Source organism: Promicromonospora sp. MS192, assembly GCF_049532985.1.
Taxonomy (GTDB): Bacteria; Actinomycetota; Actinomycetes; order Actinomycetales; family Cellulomonadaceae; genus Promicromonospora.
This window is the reverse complement of sequence record NZ_CP186693.1, coordinates 2,836,597-2,857,165: the sequence shown is the minus strand read 5'-3', so window position 1 is coordinate 2,857,165 and position 20,569 is coordinate 2,836,597. Positions and strand designations below refer to the sequence as shown.

The 20,569-nt window shown below is 73.2% G+C and carries 19 protein-coding genes; 11 read left to right on the top strand and 8 right to left on the bottom strand.

Annotated elements, in window-relative coordinates; genetic code table 11:
- The first annotated feature begins 49 nt into the window (after positions 1-49).
- The 3 genes from pgsA (at position 50) to ACO229_RS12875 (ending at position 1,759) form a co-directional block, all read left to right on the top strand.
- On the top strand, positions 50-640 hold the full coding sequence (gene pgsA, locus ACO229_RS12885) for a CDP-diacylglycerol--glycerol-3-phosphate 3-phosphatidyltransferase (RefSeq protein ID WP_397433174.1): 591 nt from the start codon (positions 50-52) through the stop codon (positions 638-640).
- A complete protein-coding gene (locus ACO229_RS12880; RefSeq protein WP_423465167.1) occupies positions 637-1,158 on the top strand; it encodes a CinA family protein in 522 nt (173 codons plus the stop codon). Before pgsA ends, ACO229_RS12880 begins: the two co-directional genes overlap by 4 nt.
- Positions 1,159-1,405: 247 nt before the next feature.
- Positions 1,406-1,759, top strand: a complete 354-nt coding sequence (locus ACO229_RS12875) for a helix-turn-helix domain-containing protein (RefSeq protein WP_397419320.1) — start codon at positions 1,406-1,408, stop codon at positions 1,757-1,759.
- A 101-nt stretch (positions 1,760-1,860) separates the two neighbouring features.
- On the opposite strand, the gene ACO229_RS12870 is transcribed toward ACO229_RS12875, so the two are convergent.
- Positions 1,861-2,670, bottom strand: coding sequence for a DNA-formamidopyrimidine glycosylase family protein (locus ACO229_RS12870; RefSeq protein WP_397433176.1), 810 nt, complete (start codon positions 2,668-2,670; stop codon positions 1,861-1,863).
- Between the two features lie 204 nt (positions 2,671-2,874).
- Here ACO229_RS12870 and ACO229_RS12865 point away from each other — a divergent pair, with 204 nt between their 5' ends.
- Positions 2,875-3,612, top strand: coding sequence for a DUF998 domain-containing protein (locus tag ACO229_RS12865; protein WP_423465166.1), 738 nt, complete (start codon positions 2,875-2,877; stop codon positions 3,610-3,612).
- Here ACO229_RS12865 and ACO229_RS12860 read toward each other — a convergent pair.
- The gene (locus ACO229_RS12860) at positions 3,578-8,686 is read right to left on the bottom strand and encodes an Lhr family ATP-dependent helicase (protein WP_423465165.1); all 5,109 of its coding nucleotides are present in this window, start codon (positions 8,684-8,686) and stop codon (positions 3,578-3,580) included. The genes ACO229_RS12865 and ACO229_RS12860 overlap by 35 nt on opposite strands.
- 103 nt (positions 8,687-8,789) lie before the next feature.
- On the opposite strand from ACO229_RS12860, the gene ACO229_RS12855 reads away from it, so the two are divergent.
- From ACO229_RS12855 to ACO229_RS12845, 3 genes are all read left to right on the top strand, one after another.
- Positions 8,790-9,026, top strand: a complete 237-nt coding sequence (locus ACO229_RS12855) for a DUF3046 domain-containing protein (RefSeq protein WP_119137856.1) — start codon at positions 8,790-8,792, stop codon at positions 9,024-9,026.
- 256 nt (positions 9,027-9,282) lie between these two features.
- Positions 9,283-10,491: a recombinase RecA gene (recA, locus tag ACO229_RS12850; protein ID WP_397419316.1), complete on the top strand. Its 1,209-nt coding sequence runs from the start codon at positions 9,283-9,285 to the stop codon at positions 10,489-10,491.
- A gap of 34 nt (positions 10,492-10,525) precedes the next feature.
- Positions 10,526-11,170 carry a regulatory protein RecX gene (locus ACO229_RS12845; protein ID WP_423465164.1) on the top strand — a complete coding sequence of 215 codons (645 nt, stop codon included), beginning with the start codon at positions 10,526-10,528 and terminating at the stop codon, positions 11,168-11,170.
- 113 nt (positions 11,171-11,283) lie between these two features.
- Here ACO229_RS12845 and ACO229_RS12840 read toward each other — a convergent pair whose 3' ends face one another.
- From ACO229_RS12840 to ACO229_RS12825, 4 genes are all read right to left on the bottom strand, one after another.
- Positions 11,284-12,171, bottom strand: a complete 888-nt coding sequence (locus ACO229_RS12840; protein WP_397412910.1) for an amino acid ABC transporter permease — start codon at positions 12,169-12,171, stop codon at positions 11,284-11,286.
- Positions 12,168-12,857, bottom strand: coding sequence for an amino acid ABC transporter permease (locus tag ACO229_RS12835; RefSeq protein WP_397412909.1), 690 nt, complete (start codon positions 12,855-12,857; stop codon positions 12,168-12,170). Before ACO229_RS12835 ends, ACO229_RS12840 begins: the two co-directional genes overlap by 4 nt.
- A gap of 141 nt (positions 12,858-12,998) precedes the next feature.
- Positions 12,999-13,841: a glutamate ABC transporter substrate-binding protein gene (locus ACO229_RS12830; protein WP_397412908.1), complete on the bottom strand. Its 843-nt coding sequence runs from the start codon at positions 13,839-13,841 to the stop codon at positions 12,999-13,001.
- Positions 13,842-13,900: 59 nt separating this feature from the next.
- Positions 13,901-14,716: an amino acid ABC transporter ATP-binding protein gene (locus ACO229_RS12825; RefSeq protein WP_397412907.1), complete on the bottom strand. Its 816-nt coding sequence runs from the start codon at positions 14,714-14,716 to the stop codon at positions 13,901-13,903.
- A gap of 160 nt (positions 14,717-14,876) precedes the next feature.
- Between ACO229_RS12825 and miaB the strand changes: the two genes are divergently transcribed.
- Positions 14,877-16,505, top strand: a complete 1,629-nt coding sequence (miaB, locus tag ACO229_RS12820; RefSeq protein WP_423465163.1) for a tRNA (N6-isopentenyl adenosine(37)-C2)-methylthiotransferase MiaB — start codon at positions 14,877-14,879, stop codon at positions 16,503-16,505.
- Between the two features lie 79 nt (positions 16,506-16,584).
- Here the strand turns inward: miaB and ACO229_RS12815 are convergent, their stop codons facing one another.
- Together ACO229_RS12815 and ACO229_RS12810 are read right to left on the bottom strand one after the other, a co-directional pair.
- Positions 16,585-17,151 (bottom strand): YbjN domain-containing protein, encoded by a 567-nt coding sequence (locus tag ACO229_RS12815; RefSeq protein ID WP_423465162.1) that lies wholly within the window; start codon positions 17,149-17,151, stop codon positions 16,585-16,587.
- Positions 17,148-17,747, bottom strand: a complete 600-nt coding sequence (locus ACO229_RS12810) for a YbjN domain-containing protein (RefSeq protein WP_397412904.1) — start codon at positions 17,745-17,747, stop codon at positions 17,148-17,150. Before ACO229_RS12810 ends, ACO229_RS12815 begins: the two co-directional genes overlap by 4 nt.
- Positions 17,748-17,861: 114 nt before the next feature.
- Here ACO229_RS12810 and ACO229_RS12805 point away from each other — a divergent pair, with 114 nt between their 5' ends.
- The 3 genes from ACO229_RS12805 (at position 17,862) to dapF (ending at position 20,552) form a co-directional block, all read left to right on the top strand.
- Positions 17,862-18,500 (top strand): hypothetical protein, encoded by a 639-nt coding sequence (locus ACO229_RS12805; protein WP_423465161.1) that lies wholly within the window; start codon positions 17,862-17,864, stop codon positions 18,498-18,500.
- 97 nt (positions 18,501-18,597) lie between these two features.
- Positions 18,598-19,590, top strand: a complete 993-nt coding sequence (miaA, locus tag ACO229_RS12800) for a tRNA (adenosine(37)-N6)-dimethylallyltransferase MiaA (RefSeq protein WP_423465160.1) — start codon at positions 18,598-18,600, stop codon at positions 19,588-19,590.
- On the top strand, positions 19,587-20,552 hold the full coding sequence (gene dapF, locus ACO229_RS12795; protein ID WP_397432321.1) for a diaminopimelate epimerase: 966 nt from the start codon (positions 19,587-19,589) through the stop codon (positions 20,550-20,552). Before miaA ends, dapF begins: the two co-directional genes overlap by 4 nt.
- The last annotated feature ends 17 nt before the right edge of the window (positions 20,553-20,569 follow it).

The following is a 20,569-nucleotide window of genomic DNA, read 5'->3' as shown; positions in this document are numbered from 1 at the left end:
AAGGAACCGCCGGTCCGGGCGGGGCGCCCGGCGCCGTTACGCTTGGGCAATGGTCAACGACGCTCCGTCGCCCTGGAACATTGCGAACATCGTCACGATGATTCGCATCGCCATGGTCCCGTTCTTCGCCTGGGCACTTCTCGTCGAAGGCGGGGACGACACGACGTGGCGGCTCGTGGCCACGGCGATCTTCGTGGTGGCGGCGGTGTCGGACAAGATCGACGGCTACCTTGCCCGGTCGCGGGGCCTCATCACCGACCTGGGCAAGCTGCTCGACCCGATCGCGGACAAGCTCCTCGTGGGCGCGGCGCTGATCCTGCTCTGGATCCCCCTCGGCGAGCTGCCCTGGTGGATCCCCGTGGTGATCCTGGTGCGCGAGCTCGGCATCACGTTCATGCGCCTCGGCATGGTCAAGTACGAGGTGATGCCCGCGTCACGGGGCGGCAAGCTCAAGACGGTGCTGCAGACCGTGGCCATCTCGCTGTTCCTGCTGCCGCGCGAGGGCCTCGGCTGGCTCACCGTGATCGCCTGGGTCGTGCTGATGGCGGCGTTCGTGGTCACCGTCGTGACCGGCGTCGAGTACGTCTACCAGGGGTGGCGGATCCGCCGGGAGGCGCGGGCGAAGGCGCCGCGGGCATGACCGTTGCCGAGCTGCTGGCCGCGGCGGCCGCCCGGGGCTGGACGATCGGCGTGGCGGAGTCCCTGACGGGCGGCCTCGTGACGGGGACGCTGGTCTCGGTCCCTGGCGCGTCGCGCGTCGTCCGCGGCGGCGTGGTGGCCTACGCGACGGACCTCAAGGCCGGGCTGCTTGGCGTGGACGAGGACCTGCTCGCCGAACGGGGCGCCGTGGACGAGGCAGTCGCCGCGCAGATGGCGGCCGGGGTCCGTGCGCTGACGCGCTCCGACGTGGGCCTGGCGACCACGGGCGTCGCGGGCCCGGACCCTCAGGACGGTCAGCCGCCCGGCGTGGTGTTCGTCGCAGTGAGCACGCCCGTGGCGACGGAGGTGCACCGGCTCGACCTCGCGGGTGACCGTTCCACGGTGATCTCGGGTGCGGTGCGCGGGGTCCTGGACCTCGCGTCGACGCTCGTCAGCGAGGCGCCGGGTGAAAACCACGACACGCCCGCGATCGAGTCGCGTGAAGTTACAGACAAGTGAAACTTCTTGGTTTAATCTTGCACAGGGCTTGACGGAGGGGGCCTTCGGGAACAAGGCTCATATCCACGACGTTGGTCCCGGTGTGATCACGAACAGGCCGACCACCCGGAGCCGGCGCAAGAACTCCACGAGCGCGGGGTACGGTAGAACGACCTCCGCTCTTGGAGGACGCACCACACGCAAGGCACGTCCGGTCCAGTCAGGACAGGGCGTGAGTACAGGGACAGGCACCGAGAGGGGGCGCGAGATGGTCGTACTACGGCGAGAGATCGGAGACGTGCTGCGTGACACGCGGCAGCGTCAGGGGCGCACCCTGCGGGAGGTCTCCTCGGCGGCACGAGTGTCGCTGGGCTACCTCAGCGAGGTGGAGCGAGGACAGAAGGAGGCGTCGTCCGAGCTGCTCGGTTCCATCTGCGAGGCGCTCGACGTGCCGCTGTCCTTGGTGCTGCGTGAGGTGAGCGACCGCGTAGCGGTAGCCGAAGGTTTCCAGATCCCCGACACCATCCCGGCGGACTTCGTCGCCGGGCTCCTGGCTCGGGGAGGCGACCGGACCGCAGGGCGGCGGGAGGTCGCACAGTCGGACCTGGCACCGGTCGGCTGAGCCGGCAGTACCAGGAACGGCAGTACCGCAGACACAGAGCCGGGGCCGGGGTACCGATCACCTGATCGGTACCCCGGCCCCGGCTCTGTGTCGTGCGTGCGTCACGCCGCGCCGGAGGCCCGGTCGGGGGCCTGGCACCCCGGACACCAGAACACCGGGCGCTCGAAGGGCTTCTCGTTCGCCGTCCCCACCTCGATCGGGGTGCCGCAGCGGTGGCAGGGCCGTCCCGCACGGCCGTGGGCGTGCATCTCGACCGCGCCCAGGCCCCGTGCGCGGCCCACGGCGACGCTGCGCTCCATGAGCCGGCGGGCGGTCCGCAGCAGGTCGTACCGCTCCCGCTCCGACAGCGTCCCCGCCGGGGTCCAGGGCCACAGGCGTCGGGCGAAGAGGGACTCGGCCATCCAGATGGTGCCGATCCCGGCCGCGGTCCGCTGGTCCAGCAGGACGGCGCATAGTGGCCGGTCCGGATCGCGCACCAGCCGTGCGGCGGCGTCGGGCAGCCCGACGGTGGGGAAGTCGGCACCGAGCACGTCGGGGCCGAGCCCGGCCAGCACGCGGTGCTCGTCGTGCGTGCGGAGCAGGTCGAGCATGCCGAGGTGCCATCCGGTGGCGGTCCAGGCGTCGGTCGCGAGCACGGCGCGGATGGCGGGGTGGCGTGCCGTGGCGTCCCGCGAACCGGTGCGATGGATCTTCCAGAGCCCTTCCATCCGCAGGTGCGTGTGCAGGGTGCGGCCGTCGTCGAGCCGGGTGAGCAGGTGCTTGCCGTACGCGACGGTCTCCAGGGCGGTCGCCCCGGTCAGGTGAGCGGCGGCCGCGCTGGGCCAGCGCAGCTCGGCGCGCACGAGCGGCAGCCCGCGCAGCGCGGCGGTGAGCCGTTCGGCGGTCAGACGCAGGACATCGCCCTCGGGCACGAGTGCTCCCCTCGTCGTGGGGCCTTCAGCGTAGTGGGCGTCCTCCGCCCGGTGATGGCGTGCGACCGGCATATCACCCCGGCCGGACCGGGCACACCGGACAGCGGGCGCGGGTGACCAGGGGGATGACCCCCGCAGATGTCAGGGTGTGATCGGGGGGAAACCCGATGGATTCCGTGCCGCCGGTCGGTCAGGCTATGTCCCATGACCGTCGAAGCCGTTGACCTGGGACGACATCCCGAGCAGCCCGCTACGCCCGTAGACGCCCGCAGCACCCGTGCGGTCGGCTGGTTCGGTGCCACCGCGTTGCTTCCCATGGTCGCCGCGCACGTGGTGGGCGCGTCGGTCGTCGACCCGGTGCTCGACCCGATCAGCTGGTACGCCTTCGTTCCCGGTGGTGGCGAGCTCATCCTCGCCGGCGGCGTGACGCTGGCGGTGCTCGGCCTGCTCCTCACCGTCCGGATGTACCGTGCCGGGCTCGCCGTCGGGCCCGTGCCCGCTGCCGCGATGATCGTCTTCGCCGTGGCCATGGTGCTCGTCGGGGCCTTCCCGACGGACCCGCCGGGCACGGCCGCCACTCTCTCGGCCACGATCCATCGCGTGAGCGCGGCGACCGCGTTCTGCGTGCTCCCGCTCGTCGGCCTGAGCCTGGAGCGCTCGATCGAGCGGCCGCGGTCCGCGCTCCCGCAGGGCCTGCGGGCGGCGGCGAGCACACTGGGCATCGTGGTGGCGGTGTTCCTGGCGGTGCATCTCTCGCTCGTGTTCTTCGCCGACTCGGGGATCATCGCCTTCGGCCTCATCGAGCGGATCGGGTTCGTCATCATGATCGGCTACCTGTTCCTGCTCGCGGCCACGATCGACCGGGAGGGCCCGGTCGAGGAGCCCGGCACCGAGCCGGTTCCGGCGCTCAGCGCACCGAGATCCGCAGACCTCGCGGGGTGATCGCGAACCCGGCCTCCAGGAGCGCGCGCGCCGCCGGCTGACGGCGGGCGGCGTCCAGGGCGGGCTCCCCGTCGACGCGCTGGACCACCAGCCGCCCCAGCCGTCCCTCGCGGACGGCGCGGGCGAGGGCGGCGGCGGCCGCCGTCAGCCGGGCGGTGTTCTCGGTGAAGGACAGGACCGTGCGCCCGCCCCGTTCCACGAACAGCGTGAGGTCACCGTGGGTGAGCACCACGACGGCACCGGCCTTGCGACCGGGGCGGTGGGCGGTGACGGCCCTGGTGCCGCTGGTGCCAGGTGCCGGAGCGCCGTTCTCGGACGGTGTGTCGCCCCCGGCGTGGTCGTCCGGCGCCGGGCCCGGGGGCCAGGCGAGCGCCGCGCCGTAGGGGTTGGCGGGGTCCATCGCGGCGAGCACCACGGCACCGCCCGTGCCCGAGGACGCCGGGGCGGACGTGCGCTCCACCGCCTCCAGCTCGGCCTCGACGACCCGGGCGCGGTCCTGCGCGTCGACCCGCAGCCGGTCCACGGCCCCGGGCAGCGCGAACTGCGAGCCGCCCAGGTGCTCGACGAAGTACCCGCGCCGCACCGCGCCCCGCTCCTCCAGCCCGGACAGCACGCGGTACACGTCGCGGTATCCCGCGCCCACGCCCTCCGCCGCGGCACCCGGCCGGGTGAGCACACCGTGCCGCTCGAGCAGCACCTGGGTCAGGGCATGCGCGCGCACGGTCGGATCGGTCTCGCGTGCCGGCAGCGCGGCCCAGCGGCCGCCCCCGCCCGGAACGGACGTGCTCGCTCGCAGCGCGGAGGCCGGGCGCCCCGGGGAGAGCGCGAACCTCGACCGCCGTACCGGGCGCGCCCGCGCCGCCGTACGCGGCGCCCGGTGGGCGCCCGCGCCGCTGACACGCTCGCGCAGGGCGCCCAGCCCGTCGTTGGTGACCTCGCCGGCCCAGACGAGGTCCCAGAGGGCGTCGAGCACCGCGTCCGTCTCGGCACCCGTGAGCTCCGTGATCCGGGGCAGGAAGAAGCCGCCGGACCCTGTCAGCAGGTCCAGCACGGCGCGGTGCAGGTCGGAGTCCAGCGGGCCGTCCTCCTCGACCGGTGCCGGGTCGGCGAGGGTGAGCGGGGCGCCGTCGGCCAGGTGGAGCGACACCAGGCCGTCCCCGCTGCCGGAGCCGGGCAGGCGGGCGTGCCCGGACCACAGCACCTCGCCCGCGACCGTCAGCTCGTCGAGGAGCGCGGGGGAGTAGTCGGCCACCCGGGCGGGCAGCACGAGCGTCTCCAGCGCCGATGCCGGCACCGCCGCCCCCGCGAGCTGCTCGATCGCCTGCACCAGACCGTCCGCACCGCGCAGGAGGCCCGTGGAGACGTTCTGCCAGCGGGGCAGGAAGGTGCCGAGCGCCTCCTGCTCGACCGGTTCCACCTCGGCCCTCAGCACCGCCAGCGAGCGGCGCCGGAGCAGGCGCAGCACGCCGGGGTCGCACCACTCGTCGCCGGTGCCGCCGAGGGAGGCCGGTCGCAGGCTGCCGCGGGCCAGCACCCCGTCGGCCTCCAGCCGCGCCAGGGCGTGCGTCACGACGGCGACGCCGAGCCCGAAGCGCTGAGCCACGGAGGTTGCGCCGAAGGGACCGTGCGTACGGGCGTGCCGGCGCAGCAGATCGCCGAGCGGGTCCGGTACGGGCTCGGTGAACGTCTCCGGCACGCCGACAGGCAGCGCCACGCCGAGTGCGTCGCGCAGCCGGCCTGCGTCCTCCGCGACCGCCCACTGCTCCTCGCCGGCGAACCGGACGCGGATCACACGCCGGGAGGCCTCCAGCTCCTCGAGCCAGCTCCCCACGGCGTGCCGCGCGTCCTCCTGGGTACGGGCCGCCAGGGCGTCCACCGGGTGCGGTCCGGTGCGGCGCAGGAGGTCCCAGAGCCCCTCGGCGTCGCGGGCCTGCCGGTCGGGTGCGAGCCCGGCCAGCTCCGCCTCGGTGCGCTCGACGGCGCCCGGGTCCAGCAGGTCCGCCAGGTCGGCGGTGCCCTGCTCGCCCAGCAGCTCGGCCAGGAGCTCCGGGTCCAGGGACAGCGCGGCCGCGCGGCGCTCCGCCAGCGGCGCGTCGCCGTCGTACAGGAACTGGGCGGTGTAGCCGAACAGGAGCGACTGCGCGAAGGGCGACGGTGTGGCCGTGGTGACCTCGACGACCCGGACACTGCCGGAGGCGATGTCGCGCATCAGGCCGGCCAGGGCGGCGACGTCGAAGTCGTCCTGGAGGCACTCGCGGGCCGCCTCCAGCACGATCGGGAAGTCGGGGAACTGGCTCGCCACCTCCAGGAGCTGTGCCGACCGCTGCCGCTGCTGCCACAGCGGCTGCCGCCGGTCCGGGCGGCGCCGGGGCAGGAGCAGCGCGCGGGCAGCCGCCTCACGGAACCGCGCGGCGAACATCACCGACGACCCGAGCTCGTCGCGCACGGCGCCGAGCACCTCGTCCGGGTCCAGGAGCAGGTCCTCGAGCGTGATCCGGCCGGACACGTGCCGCGCGTGCGGTGCGCCGTCCGGGTAGCCGTCGTCGTCCGGGGCGGCCGGTGCACCGCCCGTGTCCCACGGGTCGCCGTCCGGCCCGCCGTCCCAGTCGCCGCCCGTGTCGGGCAGCCGGAGCACGATGCCGTCGTCGGAGTGCATGGCTGCCACGTCCAGGCCGAAGCGCGCCCGCAGGCGGGCGGAGATCACCAGCGCCCAGGGTGCGTGCACGCGCGCGCCCAGCGGCGAGTGGATCACCACGCGCCAGTCGCCGAGCTCGTCACGGAACCGTTCCACCACCACGGTCCGGTCGTCGGGTACGCGACCCGTGCCGAGCCGCTGCTCGGCCAGGTACGCGGCGAGGTTGTCGGCGGCCCAGTCGTCCAGCCCGGCGGCGCGCAGATGGGCGCGACCGGCGGCCGGGTCGGCGGCGAGGGCGGCGTCGGCCTCCCGGACGAAGGCGCCGACCGCGCGCCCGAGCTCCGCGGGCCGGCCGGGCGCGTCGCCCTTCCAGAACGGCAGCCTGCCTGGTAGGCCGGGCGCGGGGGTGACCAGCACGCGGTCGGTGGTGATCTCCTCGATGCGCCACGTGCTGGACCCGAGCGTGAACGTGTCGCCCACGCGGGACTCGTAGACCATCTCCTCGTCCAGCTCGCCGACCCGCTTGCCGCCCCGCGCACGGGCGGCGCCGCCGGTCACGCTGTCGGCGAGCACGTCGTCGGGAGTGCCGCCGGTGGGGCCCTCGGTGGCCAGGAACACGCCGTAGGCGCCCTTGTCGGGGATGGTGCCGCCGCTCGTCGCCGCCAGGCGCAGCGCGCCAGGACGGCCGCGCAGCATGCCGGTGGCGCGGTCCCACGTGATCCGCGCACGCAGCTCCGCGAAGTCCTCGCTCGGATAACGCCCCGCGAGCATGTCGAGCACGGCACGCCACGTGGCGTCGCCGAGGTGCGTGAACGGTGCGGCACGGCGCACGAGCGCGAGCAGGTCGGCCTCGGCCCAGTCGTCGACGGCGAGCGCGGCGACCACCTGCTGTGCCAGCACGTCGAGCGGGTTGGCGGGCACGTGCAGGTGCTCGATCTCGCCCGCGCGCATCCGCTCCGCGATGACGGTGGCGGGCACCAGGTCGCCCCGGAACATCGGGAAGACCACACCCCGGGAGACCGCGCCGACCTGGTGCCCGGCGCGCCCGATCCGCTGCAGGCCGCTCGCCACCGACGGCGGGGCACCGACCTGGACCACGAGGTCGACCGCGCCCATGTCGATGCCGAGCTCCAGGGACGACGTCGCGACGACGGCGGGCAGCCGGCCCTCCTTGAGCTCCGTCTCGGTACGTGTGCGCTCCGCACGGCTCATCGAGCCGTGGTGGGCACGGGCCAGGACGGTGCGGTCCTGGTCCTGGTCCTGGCTGTCCTGACCCTGCGCACCCAGACCCGGTCCGCCCTGTCCAGGGACCGCCTCGGGCAGGCCGCGCCGACCGGGGGTGGGCCGGGGGAGCCCGGCCGCCGTGCCGGACTGACCCGGGACGAGCGCGGCCCAGGTGCTGGCCGGGTCCGCGACCTCCAGGCCCTGCCGCTGCGCCCACACCTCGTTCATGCGGGCCGTGAGCCGTTCGGCGCCCCGGCGGTTGTTCGTGAAGACGATGGTGGAGGTGTGGTCCGCGACGAGGTCGACCACCCGCTCCTCGACGTGCGGCCAGACGGAGGCCCGACGCAGCGGGCGGGTGGCCTCGCCCGAGAGGTCGATCTCGTCGTCGCCGGAGCCCGGGTGCCCGTCGTCCCGGGCGCCGGCCGGCTCGGGCGCGGGGGCGCTGTCGAGGTCGGCGAGGTCCGGCACGGGCACGACGACGTCGATGGCCCACTCCTTGCGCGACGGTGGCTGCACGACGACCACCTCGCGGGCGCCGTCGCCGTTCCGTCCGCCCGCGAGGAACCGGGCGACCGCGTCCACCGGCCGCACCGTGGCCGACAGGCCGATGCGCTGGGCCGGCCGGTCCAGCAGCGCGTCGAGACGCTCCAGGCTGAGGGCGAGGTGCGCCCCTCGCTTGGTACCGGCGACGGCGTGGATCTCGTCGAGCACCACCGTCTCGACGCCGGCGAGCCCGGCGCGGGCCGACGACGTCAGCACGAGGAAGAGCGACTCCGGGGTGGTGACGAGGATGTCCGGCGGGCGGGTCGCGAACGCACGCCGCTCGTTCGCGGGCGTGTCTCCCGTGCGCATGCCCACGGTGACGTCGGGCACCTCGATGCCCTCGCGGGCCGCGGCCTGGCGGATCCCGGTGAGCGGGGAGCGGAGGTTGCGCTGCACGTCGGCGGCCAGGGCCTTCAGGGGCGACACGTACAGCACGCGGCAGCGGCGGGTGCGCTCGGCCGGCGGGGGCGCGGACATGATCCGGTCGATCGACCAGAGGAACGCCGCGAGCGTCTTGCCCGAACCGGTCGGCGCGACCACGAGGGCGTGCCGGTCGGCCGCGACGGCGTCCCACGCACCGGCCTGGGCTGCGGTGGGCTGCGCGAACGCGCCCGTGAACCAGGTACGGGTGGCGGGGCCGAAACGGGAGAGCGGGTCGTCGGGCGTGGACATGGACCCATTCTGTCCCCGACCACCGACACACACCCTGACCTGGTGCCCGGCCGTGGAGGAGGCCGGTTGCCGTGGTGCGCCCCCGGGGACGTAGGGTTGACGGGTGCGCGAACGGGATTTCTGGCAGCTGGTCGACGAGGTCTTCGGTCCCGCGTACGGGCGCGCCCTGGCGCGCGAGCAGGTCCTGCCCGCGCTGGACGGCCGGACCCCGGTGGCGGCCCTGGAGGACGGGGACGAGCCCCGTGACGTGTGGCACGCCCTGTGCGACGCGCTCGACGTGCCCGACGCCGAGCGCTGGGGCACCGACAAGTTCCGCCAGGCTCCGCCGCCCCGGCGCTGACCTGACGCGGGCGGTGACGACTGCGGTCCTCGTGCAGGACCGCGCCGTGACGGGCCGCGCGACACGCCCGCGTGTCGCGCCTTGCCTCGAACACGCGTTCGGCTAGACTTCGACCACAGGCACGGATTTCGGAACGTCGTCCACAGGCGGCGGCCGGAGCAGGCGTCCGTGTCAGTGGTTCCGCGTACGGTCGGCAACGACGTACCGAGCCATCCACGCCGGCGCACAGAGCGCCCTGAAGACGAAGGTGTTGCACATGCCCGCACCAGCAGATCGCGAGAAGGCCCTCGAAGCGGCCCTCGCCCAGATCGACCGCAACTTTGGCAAGGGTTCGGTCATGCGCCTCGGCGACGAGACGCGCGCCCCGATCGAGGTGATCCCGACCGGCTCGATCGCCCTCGACGTGGCGCTCGGTATCGGAGGACTGCCCCGTGGGCGCATCGTCGAGGTGTACGGTCCGGAGTCCTCCGGCAAGACGACCATCGCGCTGCACGCGGTGGCCAACGCCCAGCGTCAGGGCGGCATCGCCGCGTTCATCGACGCCGAGCACGCGCTGGACCCCGAGTACGCCAAGAAGCTCGGCGTCGACACCGACGCCCTCCTGGTCTCGCAGCCGGACACCGGTGAGCAGGCGCTGGAGATCACGGACATGCTGATCCGCTCCGGTGCCCTCGACATCATCGTGGTCGACTCGGTGGCCGCACTGACGCCCAAGGCCGAGATCGAGGGCGAGATGGGTGACAGCCACGTGGGTCTCCAGGCCCGCCTGATGTCCCAGGCCCTGCGCAAGATCACCGGTGCGCTCAGCGCGTCCGGCACCACGGCGATCTTCATCAACCAGCTCCGCGAGAAGATCGGTGTGTTCTTCGGCTCGCCCGAGACCACGACCGGTGGCAAGGCGCTCAAGTTCTACGCCTCGGTGCGACTCGACATCCGCCGCATCGAGACCCTCAAGGAGGGTACGGACGCGGTCGGTAACCGCACCCGTGTGAAGGTCGTCAAGAACAAGATGGCCCCGCCGTTCAAGCAGGCCGAGTTCGACATCCTGTACGGCGTGGGCATCTCCCGCGAGGGCGGCCTCATCGACATGGGTGTGGAGCACGGCTTCGTGCGCAAGTCGGGCTCGTGGTTCACCTACGAGGGCGACCAGCTCGGGCAGGGCAAGGAGAACGCGCGGTCCTTCCTGCGCGACAACCCGGACCTCGCCAACGACATCGAGAAGCGCGTCAAGGAGAAGCTGGGCGTGGGCCCGAAGGTCGACGCCCCGGCGGACGCGAGCCCGGCGGCCCCGGCCACGGACACGACGTCGGTCACGGGCACCGTCGCCGCGGCGAGCTCGTCCACCCGAACGACCGCCACGGCCAAGGCCACGAAGTCGACCGCGACGCGTGCGAAGGCCACCAAGCCGGCTGCGACGAAGACCGCGGCCAAGGCGGAGGCGGCCGCCGAGAAGGCACCGTTCTGACGTGCAGTACGGTGATCCAGCGGACGGTCCCGGCGTGGGGAAGCGTCGGGGCCGTCCCGCTGCCCGGGACGGGGACCGTCCGGGCGGTCGAGCAGGCGGTCGCGACCGTCGCGGCGGCGCCGACCGGGCGCCCCGGCGGACCGTCGCGGAACGCCTGGAGGCCGGCGAGATCAGCCGGGACGACGTCGTCGAGAAGGCCCGTGAGGTCGTCCTCCGGATCCTGACGGCGGCGCAGAAGTCCCGCCGCGAGCTCGAGCAGTCCCTGGCCCGCAAGGGCTACCCGGAGGACGTCGTGGCCCAGGTGCTCGACCGGCTCGGCGAGGTGGGCCTGGTGGACGACGCGACCTACGCCGAGACGATCGTCCGCACCCGGCATGCCGAACGCGGTCTGGCCCGGCGCGGTATCGCCGCCGAGCTGCGGCGGCGGGGGATCGACGAGGACACGGCGACCGTGGCCCTGGACCAGCTCGACCCGGACGACGAGCGCGCCGCGGGTGCACGAGCAGCCGCCAAGCTCGTCACTCGCACACGCGGCCTGGACCGACAGGTTCGGGTGCGCCGGGCCGTCGGCTCGCTGGCCCGCAAGGGGTACCCGCCCGGCCTGGCGTTCGAGCTGGTCCGTGACGCGCTGGCCGCGGAGGGCGAGGAGACGGACGACCTCGGCTACGCCGAGGACTGACGACGGCCGAGGACTGACGGCCGGGACGTACGAGGGGGCCGGGCGGGCCGGCAGCCGAAGGCTGCGGACCCGCCCGGCCCCCTCGTCGCCTACCCGAGGTGTTCCGGGACCTGTCAGATGTTCCCGTGCCCGCCGGCGGCATCCGCCACCGCGGTCGGGTTGCCGATACCCGGCCCGGCATCCGTGGACCCGGACGTGCGGCTCGACAGCAGGCCGGACAGCTTGTGGGCCACGACGGTCAGCAGCCAGTTCACGAGGATGAACACCACGGCCACGAGGGCGAGCACCTGCAGCGGGTTGCCGTCGCCGGAGGAGACGATCTGACCGCTCCGGAGCAGCTCGCTGAAGCCGATGATCGACCCGAGCGCGGAGTCCTTCAGGACGACCACGACCTGCGAGACCATGGCCGGAAGCATCGCCACGAGGGCCTGCGGGAGCTGGATCGAGCGCAGGGTCTGTCCCCGCGTGAGACCGATCGCGAGCCCGGCCTCGCCCTGGCCGTTCGGCAGGTTCCCCACACCGGACCGCACCAGCTCGGCGATGACGGAGCCGTTGTAGAGGATGAGCGCCACGACGACGGCGACGAACGCCTTGTCGGCCACGCCGGGCAGCAGCTGACCGAAGAGCCCGTAGAAGAACACCATCATGAGCAGCACGGGCACGGCGCGCAGGAACTCCACGACCACCCCGCTCACCCAGCGCACGGCGGTGATGTGCGACAGGCGGCCCATGCCGAAGACGAGGCCGAACACGACGGCGCCGACGATCGCGTAGGCCGCCGCGCGCAGCGTGTTCATCAGCCCGGGGAGCAGGTAGAACTCCCACGTGCGGGCCGAGAAGGCCGGCCCCCACAGGTCCCAGGACAGCTGCCCCTTGGCGGCGAGCTCGCTCAGCAACCACGCGATCAGCCCGATCGCGGCGAGGACGCCGAGCACGTTCCCGCCGAGGATCCAGGTCCGGGCGCGGGGTCCCGGTGCGTCGAAGAGGACCGAGGAGCTCATCGCTTCACCGCCAGACGGTTGGACAGCCAGGTGGTCAGCAGACCGATGGGGATCACCAGGATCACGTAGCCGATGGCGAACAACCCGAAGATCTCCCAGCGGTAGTTGGCGTTGAACTCGATCATCGTCTTCATCGTGGAGGCGGTCTCCCAGGAGACCGAGGCCGCGGCGGCGACCGTCGAGTTCTTCAGCAGCGCGATGAGCGTGTTGCCCAGCGGCGCGATGGCGCCGCGGAACGCCTGCGGCAGGATGATGAGGCGCGCGGCCGGCAGGAACGACAGCCCGATCGCCCGGGCGGCCTCGGCCTGCCCGAGCGGCACCGTGTTCACCCCGGAGCGGATCGCCTCGCACACGAACGCGGCGTGGTAGACCGACAGGCCGACCACGGCGAACCGGAAGAAGTTCGCGTTGAAGTCGTCGGCCAGGCTGACCTGGAGCTGCGTCCACACCGCCAGGACCAGGAAGGTCATGATGATGGTCAGCGGCGTGTTGCGGAAGATGTTCACGTACGCGGTGCCGAACCACTGCAGCGAGGCGATCGGCGAGATCCGCATCAGTGCGAGCACGGTGCCGATCACCAGGGCGAACAGAGCGCCCCAGAACGTCAGCTGGATGTTGGTCCAGAACGCCCCCAGGACGTCGTACCGCTCCAGGAGCGAGCCGAGCCCGGACAGATAGTCGTTCACGGGTCACCTTTCGGGTGAGGCGCTGCCCTGACGGGCCCGCCCCGGTCGGACAGGTCGTGGGCGGCGGAGGTGCCGCCGCCCGCAGCGAACGGGATCGCGTCCGACAGCTCAGACGCGATCCCGGTCACCGCTGGAGGGACGTCAGGCGCAGGCGTCCGGCGTCGGCGGGTTGAGGTCCGCGTTCGGGGTGTAGTCGGCACCCTCGGTGTTCGCGGCCACGGCATCCTCCCAGGCACCCTCCTCGATCATCTTGGTGATCGCGGCGTTGATGTCCTCGCACCGGTCCGAGCCCTTGGGCAGGCCCACGCCGTAGCGCTCCTCGGAGAACGGGTTGCCGACTACCTTGAGGTTGCCGTCGCCGTTCGCCGCGGCGAGGCCCGCGAGGATGATGTCGTCGGTGGTGACGGCGTCGACCTGGCCGGCGGACAGGGCGGTGACGCACTCGGCGTAGCCCGGACGCTCCAGAAGCTGCACGCCCTCGGCGTAGTCGGTCTTGATCTTCTCGGCCGAGGTCGAGCCGGTGACCGAGCAGAGGTTCTTGCCCTCCAGGTCCTCCGGACCGGTGATGTCCGTGTTGTCGGCGGCGACCAGCAGGTCCTGGCCGGCGACGAAGTACGGGCCGGCGAAGTCGATGACTTCCTTGCGCTCGTCCGTGATCGAGTAGGTGGCGAAGATCATGTCGACGTCGCCGTTCTGCAGCATGCTCTCGCGGTTGGCCGACGGCGTCTCGCGGAACGTGATCTGGTCCTCGCTGTAGCCCAGCTCGTTCGCGACGTACCGGGCGACGTCGACGTCGAACCCGGTGTAGTCGGCGCCGTCCTGCAGACCGAGGCCCGGCTGGTCGTACTTGATGCCGATGGTGATGCCGTCGCCGCCCTCGGACGAGCCGCCTTCCGGCTCGCCGACCTGGCTGCTGCCGCACGCGGACAGCGCGAGGGTCGAGGCTGCCGCCATCGCCAGGAGGCCCATGGTGTGCTTACGCATGATTGCCCTTCGGTAGTCCGGGGCCTGATGGGCCCCGAGGGGTGGGATCGGGTGTGAGATCAGTGGGTCAGGATCTTGGACAGGAAGTCGCGCGCCCGCTCGCTCTTGGGCGCTGTGAAGAACTCCTCGGGGTGAGCCTCCTCGACGATCTGCCCGTCCGCCATGAAGACCACGCGGTCCGCGGCCTTGCGGGCGAAGCCCATCTCGTGGGTCACGACGATCATCGTCATGCCCTCCTGGGCGAGCGCGACCATGGCGTCCAGCACCTCGTTGACCATCTCGGGGTCGAGGGCCGACGTCGGCTCGTCGAACAGCATCACCTTCGGCTGCATCGCCAGGGCGCGCGCGATCGCGACGCGCTGCTGCTGGCCGCCGGAGAGCTGGGCGGGCATCTTGCCCGCCTGGTTGCCGACGCCCACGCGGTCGAGCAGCTTGCGGGCCTGCTCCTCCGCGTCCTTCTTGCTCAGGCCGCGGACCTTGCGCGGGCCCAGGGTCACGTTGTCGAGCACGGTCTTGTGCGCGAACAGGTTGAACGACTGGAAGACCATGCCGACCTCGGCGCGCAGCCTGGCCAGGGCCTTGCCCTCCTCGGGCAGCTCCTTGCCGTCGACCGTGATCGTGCCGTCGTCGATGGTCTCCAGGCGGTTGATCGCCCGGCACAGCGTGGACTTGCCGGAGCCGGACGGGCCGATCACGACCAGCACCTCGCCCTTGCGGACGGTGAGGTCGATGTCCTGCAAGACGTGCAGCGCGCCGAAGTGCTTGTTCACGTGCTTCAGCTCTACGAGGGGTGCTCCGAGGGCGCGATCCGACGTCGGAGCGTCCGCGGTCTCGTCGGCCGCCGGTTGGCCGGTGGTCGAGGTGCTCTGGTCCATCCCTTGAACCTAACGATCCGATGTTTCAGGGACCAAGTCGACGGGTCATCCGAGCACAACGTTTCGGTAACAGATGACCGCATTGCCCCTGATTCTCGCGCGAATTCGTTCCTCCGGCACGGTTCGGCGGCACGCCGCGAGGGTCGTAAAATCGACCCCGATGTCCACGACCGCCCTCACCCCAGCCCTGCCCGACGCCGCCTCCGCCGGCGCCGCGGACGACCGCCCCCGCACCTACCTGGTGCGCACGCTCGGCTGCCAGATGAACGTGCACGACTCCGAGCACATGGCCGGCATGCTCGAACAGGCGGGCTACCAGCGCGCGACCAGCGAGGACGAGGCGGCGAACACGGCAGACGTCGTGGTGATCAACACCTGCGCCGTCCGCGAGAACGCCGCGACCCGGCTGTACGGCAACCTCGGCCAGCTCGCGAGCATCAAGGCGGCGCGTCCGGGCATGCAGATCGCCGTCGGCGGCTGCCTGGCGCAGAAGGACCGCGGCGACATCGTCGCCAAGGCCCCGTGGGTCGACGTCGTGTTCGGCACCCACAACCTCGACGCCCTGCCGGTGCTGCTGGAGCGCGCCCGGCACAACGAGGCGGCGCAGGTCGAGATCGCGGAGTCCCTGCAGGTATTCCCGTCCACCCTGCCGACCCGGCGCGAGTCGGTCTATGCCGGCTGGGTCAGCATCTCGGTGGGCTGCAACAACACCTGCACCTTCTGCATCGTGCCGCACCTGCGCGGCAAGGAGCGCGACCGCCGTCCGGGCGAGGTCCTGGCCGAGGTGGAGGCGCTCGTGGCCGCCGGGGCCATCGAGGTCACGCTGCTGGGCCAGAACGTCAACAGCTACGGCGTCGAGTTCGGCGACCGGGGCGCGTTCGCCAAGCTGCTGCGCGCGTGCGGGCAGATCGAGGGCCTGGAGCGCGTGCGGTTCACGTCCCCGCACCCGGCCGCCTTCACCGACGACGTCATCGCCGCGATGGCCGAGACACCGAACGTGATGCCGCAGCTGCACATGCCGTTGCAGTCCGGCTCCGACCGGATCCTGCGCGCGATGCGCCGCTCCTACCGTTCGGAGAAGTTCCTCGGCATCCTCGACCGTGTCCGTGCCGCCATGCCGGACGCCGCGATCACCACCGACATCATCGTCGGCTTCCCGGGCGAGACCGAGGAGGACTTCGCCGAGACCATGCGCGTGGTCGAGGCGTCCCGGTTCAGCTCGGCGTTCATGTTCCAGTACTCGCCCCGCCCCGGCACGCCCGCCGCCACCATGGAGGACCAGCTCCCCAAGGAGGTCGTGCAGGAGCGGTTCGAGCGCCTGCTCGCCCTCCAGGAGCGCATCGGCGCCCAGGAGGCCGAGCGGCAGGTCGGGCGCACGCTGGAGGTGCTCGTCGCCGAGGACTCGGGCCGCAAGGACGGCGCGCGCCGCCGGCTGTCCGGCCGGGCCGCCGACAACCGCCTCGTGCACTTCGGCCTGCCGTCGGACGCCGAGAACCTCCCCGGCGCACCGACGAGCCTGGACGACCCGCGCCTGGCCGACGTCGTGCCCCAGGGGCTGCCGCGGCCGGGCGACATGGTGACGGTGACCGTGACGAAGGCCGCCCCGCACCACCTGATCGCCGACCCGGTCACGCCGGGACCGCTCGCGGTGCGCCGCACCCGATCCGGCGACGCGTGGGCCGAGCGGGAGAAGATCCGCCTCGGCGGTGGTGAGGACACGCACTCGCACGGCACGCCAGCGCCGTCGGGCCCCGTCTCCCTGGGCCTGCCCACCCTCCGCGCGAAGTAGAACGAGGGACAGAACCGGGGCGAGGTAGGACCGCAGGCCTTGCTGCGGTTCTACCTCGCCCAGGTTCCTCGCCCCGGTTCTACTTCGGGTCGGTGTCCGCGTCGGTGTCCGGCGGCGGGGCCAGCGACGCCACCGTGGAGAAGAACTGGCTCGCCGTCACCAGGCCGCAGGACACGGTCTGGGCGAGCTGCTCCTCCGTGGCGCCGTGCTCGAAGTCGACCGACACCTCGGCGTACAGCGCGAGCCCGCCGCCCTCCTCACGGGTGTAGACCTTGGGCCAGATGCGCTCGCGGTTCCAGTCGTTCGCCGCCTGCAGCACGGCCAGCCGCGCGGCGGGCGGCAGGGCGCCGGCCCAGCGGCCGCGCACCTGCAGGATCTCGTCGTGCTCGCCCAGCAGTAGGAACCAGAACCGGTTGCCGTCCCAGGTCCCGGTCACGTCGCCGTCGTCGTCGATGCGGAACCGGTAGCCGCGGCGCGAGAGGTCGTCGCCGACGCGCTGCGTGGTCAGCGGGCGCGGCTTGTCCACCGGGACGCCCGCGAGGGTACGGGTCTGCACGCCCTGGCCGCGCCGGGCGGCCGGGGGACGGGGGTTCAGCAGGCGGGCGAGCCAGCGAGCGGCGCCACCACTGTTGCGGGCCGGGCTCATGGCGCCGACCTGAGCGGGTCGGGGAACGTCTCGTCGAGGTGCTCGAAGAACATCGAACCCGTCGTCAGCCCGCACTGCAGGAGCTGGTCGAGCTGGTCCTCGGTGACACCGTGCTCCAGGTCGACGGTGACCTCGGTGTAGACCAGCACGGCCCCGTTGTCCCGGACCCGCACGTACGTCTTGGGCCAGATGCGCTCGGCGTTCCACTCGTTGCACAGCTCGAGGATCTCCTCGAGCCGCTCGATGGTCAGGTCCCGGTGCCACTGCCCGCGGACCTGGAGCACCTCGGAGCTCTCGCCCACCATCAGGAAGTAGAAGAGCCAGCCGTGCCAGAGCCCGCCGACGTCACCCTCCGAGTCCACGAAGTAGCTGAACCCGTTGTCGCCCAGCCACTCCACGACACGGTCGCGCGTCAGGGGGCGGGGGATGGCGGACGGGTCGTCCAACCCTCCCGTCAGCTCGCGCAGCAGCACGCCTTCCACCTGCGCCCGCAGCTCGTCGTCGTCAAGTTCCCTGGGCTCGGGCTGGTGCGGGCCGGTGGCCGCGCGGTCGCCGTCGCCCGCCGTGTTCCGGCGTCGTGACCCGAAGAACCTCACCTGACCACAGTACCCGCCAGAGGCCTCCTCCCGCTGCGGGGTTCGTGGGGAAAGGGGGTGGAATCGGCCGGACCACGTCGCGCACCCGTCCCGCACGGCCGTGGAGGCGGCCCGGTGCTACGTTCACAGGTCGTGCACGCCGTCATCCTGCCTGCGACCCCGCTGCTCGTCGCCGGCCTCGTCCCGGGCCTGAGCCCCGACCCGCTCGCGGCGGTACGCGCCGCTGTGGCCGGGGCACTGGCCGAGCTCACCTCGGGCGGCCTGCTGCCGCTCGTCGTGGCGCACGGTCCAGCGCTCCGGCGGGGGCGGATGCAGCCCTCCCTGGCGGGTTCCGGCATCGGCGACCGCTGGCTGCCGCCGGGTCCGGGCGGCACCTTCCGGGCCGACGACGCGCTCCCGCCGGCGGGTACCGGAGCCTCGGTGGCGCTGCTCGCGCTGCGCGACGTGCTGGGCGCCGACGTCGCCGTGGAGACGCTGGAGGTGCCCGCGGCGGCCGACGCGCCGGACGGCGGGACCGCCGAGGCCCTGCGCACGGCCCCCGGCCTGGTCGTCGCGGGAGGGACGGTGCCCGGCGGCACGGCGGGCCGCGCGGCGCCCGGTGGGGGAGCGCCGGGCGACCCGGCGGCGCTCACCCCCGGGCTGCGTACCGCCCTGCGCCTGGCCGGCGCCGACACGTGGACGCCGGCCGTCCGACGCTTCCCGCAGGCGCACGACCACCTGCCGTCCGCGTACGTGCTGACCACCTTCTCGTGACCGCCGTGTCGACCAGCCTCGCGTGAGCACCCTCGCGTGAGCACCGCCTCGCGACCTCGCTGTCGTGACCGGCCGCTGCCGACCGTAGGGTGGCGCCGTGATAGTCGTCGCCGTCGTGGGTCCCACCGCCACCGGGAAGTCGGACCTCGCCCTCGACCTCGCCGAGGCCCTGAGCACCGACCGGGTACCCGCCGAGATCGTCAACGCGGACGCCTACCAGCTCTACCGCGGCATGGACGTCGGCACGGCAAAGGTGCCCCCGGAACAGCGGCGCGGGATCGCCCACCACCAGCTCGACGTGCTGGACCCGGCGCAGGACGCCTCCGTCGCCCGGTACCAGGAGGCGGCACGCGCCGACCTGGACGCGATCGCCGGACGGGGCGCGCGCGCCGTCGTGGTCGGCGGATCGGGGCTGTACGTGCGGGCGCTGCTCGACACGATGGACTTCCCAGGCACCGACGCCGAGGTGCGGGCGCGCCTGGAGGCGCGCGCGGAGGCGGAGGGCCGCCGCACCCTGCATGCCGAGCTGGCGCGGCTGGACCCGCAGGCCGCCGAGAGCATCGGGCCGCACAACACCCGCCGCATCGTGCGGGCGCTGGAGGTCATCGAGATCACCGGCCGCCCCTACACCGCGAACCTGCCGCGGCAGGAGTACGTGCGACCCGCGGTGCAGATCGGGCTGGACTGCTCGCGCGAGGTCCTCGACGCCCGGGTCGCGAGCCGTGTGGAGCGCATGTGGGACGCCGGCCTGGTGGACGAGGTACGCGCCCTGGCCGGCCCGGAGCAGGGCGGCACCGGGCCCGGCCTCGGCGTCACGGCCGCACGCGCCGTCGGGTACGCCGAGGTCCTGGCCTGGTGGCGCGGCGAGTCCACCGAGGCCGAGGCCCGCGAGGCGGTCACCGCCAACACCCGGCGGCTGGCCCGCAAGCAGATGGGCTGGTTCGGGCGCGACCCGCGCGTGCACTGGCTGGACGCCGCCTCGCCCCGCCTCCTGGACGAGGCGCTCGCGATCGTGGCCGCCGCCGACGCCGGCACCCTGCCGGGGCCGGTTACGGGCAGCGAGCCCGTGCGCCGTAGCCTGGGCTCATGACGCAGCCCGCGACCAGCCCCGCGCCCTCTGCCCCGACGCCCGGCACGCTCGCCTTCACCAAGGGTCACGGCACCCGGAACGACTTCGTGCTGATCGCGGACGTCGAGGGATCGACCGACCTGAGCCCGGACGACGTCCGGCGCCTGGCCGACCGGCGCGGCGGCATCGGCGGCGACGGCGTCATCCGCCTGGCCCCGACGTCGGCCCTGGCCCGCGCGGGCGAGGAGGCCGCCCAGGCCGCCCTCGCGCAGGACCCGACGGCCGAGTGGTTCATGGACTACCGCAACGCCGACGGCTCCGTGGCCGAGATGTGCGGCAACGGCGTGCGCGTCTTCGCGGCGTTCGCCGAGCAGCAGGGCGTCGCGGACCTGACGGCCGGCCCCCTCAGCGTCGGGACGCGCGCGGGAGTCAAGCGCGTGACCAAGGAGGCGAACGGCTGGTACGCCGTCGACATGGGCCCCTGGTTCCTGCCCGGCGGCGAGTCCGCGGCGGCCGACGGGTACGACGCCGCCGTGGCGGTGCGCGGCTGGAGCGCCCCGCGCCCCGCCCTGAGCGTCGACCTCGGCAACCCGCACACCGTGGTCGCCCTCGCGAGCGTGGACGAGCTCGCCGCGCTCGAGCTCTTCCTCGCGCCCGAGGTGGCGCCCGTGCCGCCGCACGGCACCAACGTCGAGCTCGTGGTGCCGCTCGGCGAGGAGGAGGGGCCGGACGGCGTCGTCGGGCGCCTGCGCATGCGGGTGCATGAGCGCGGGGTGGGCGAGACGCCGTCGTGCGGCACGGGTGCCTGCGCCGCGGCGCTCGCGGTGCGGACCTGGCAGGGCGGGTCCTCGGGTGCCGGTGCGCCCGACACGTGGATCGTCGAGGTGCCGGGCGGTGAGGTGCGGGTGCGGCTGCTGCCGGGGGGCAACGTCGAGCTCGCGGGGCCCGCCGAGCTGGTCTACTCGGGGCGGGTCTCGCTCTGACGTCGGGCGCTGGTGGA

Bases quoted from the DNA above. Each gene is read 5' to 3' on its own strand.
- ACO229_RS12875 (WP_397419320.1), top strand. From the start codon at position 1,406: ATGGTCGTACTACGGCGAGAGATCGGAGACGTGCTGCGTGACACGCGG.
- ACO229_RS12880 (WP_423465167.1), top strand. From the start codon at position 637: ATGACCGTTGCCGAGCTGCTGGCCGCGGCGGCCGCCCGGGGCTGGACG.
- ACO229_RS12815 (WP_423465162.1), bottom strand. From the start codon at position 17,151: ATGAGCCCGGCCCGCAACAGTGGTGGCGCCGCTCGCTGGCTCGCCCGC.
- ACO229_RS12865 (WP_423465166.1), top strand. From the start codon at position 2,875: ATGACCGTCGAAGCCGTTGACCTGGGACGACATCCCGAGCAGCCCGCT.
- ACO229_RS12825 (WP_397412907.1), bottom strand. From the start codon at position 14,716: ATGGACCAGAGCACCTCGACCACCGGCCAACCGGCGGCCGACGAGACC.
- ACO229_RS12840 (WP_397412910.1), bottom strand. From the start codon at position 12,171: ATGAGCTCCTCGGTCCTCTTCGACGCACCGGGACCCCGCGCCCGGACC.
- ACO229_RS12860 (WP_423465165.1), bottom strand. From the start codon at position 8,686: ATGTCCACGCCCGACGACCCGCTCTCCCGTTTCGGCCCCGCCACCCGT.
- ACO229_RS12830 (WP_397412908.1), bottom strand. From the start codon at position 13,841: ATGCGTAAGCACACCATGGGCCTCCTGGCGATGGCGGCAGCCTCGACC.
- recA (WP_397419316.1), top strand. From the start codon at position 9,283: ATGCCCGCACCAGCAGATCGCGAGAAGGCCCTCGAAGCGGCCCTCGCC.
- pgsA (WP_397433174.1), top strand. From the start codon at position 50: ATGGTCAACGACGCTCCGTCGCCCTGGAACATTGCGAACATCGTCACG.
- miaB (WP_423465163.1), top strand. From the start codon at position 14,877: ATGTCCACGACCGCCCTCACCCCAGCCCTGCCCGACGCCGCCTCCGCC.
- dapF (WP_397432321.1), top strand. From the start codon at position 19,587: ATGACGCAGCCCGCGACCAGCCCCGCGCCCTCTGCCCCGACGCCCGGC.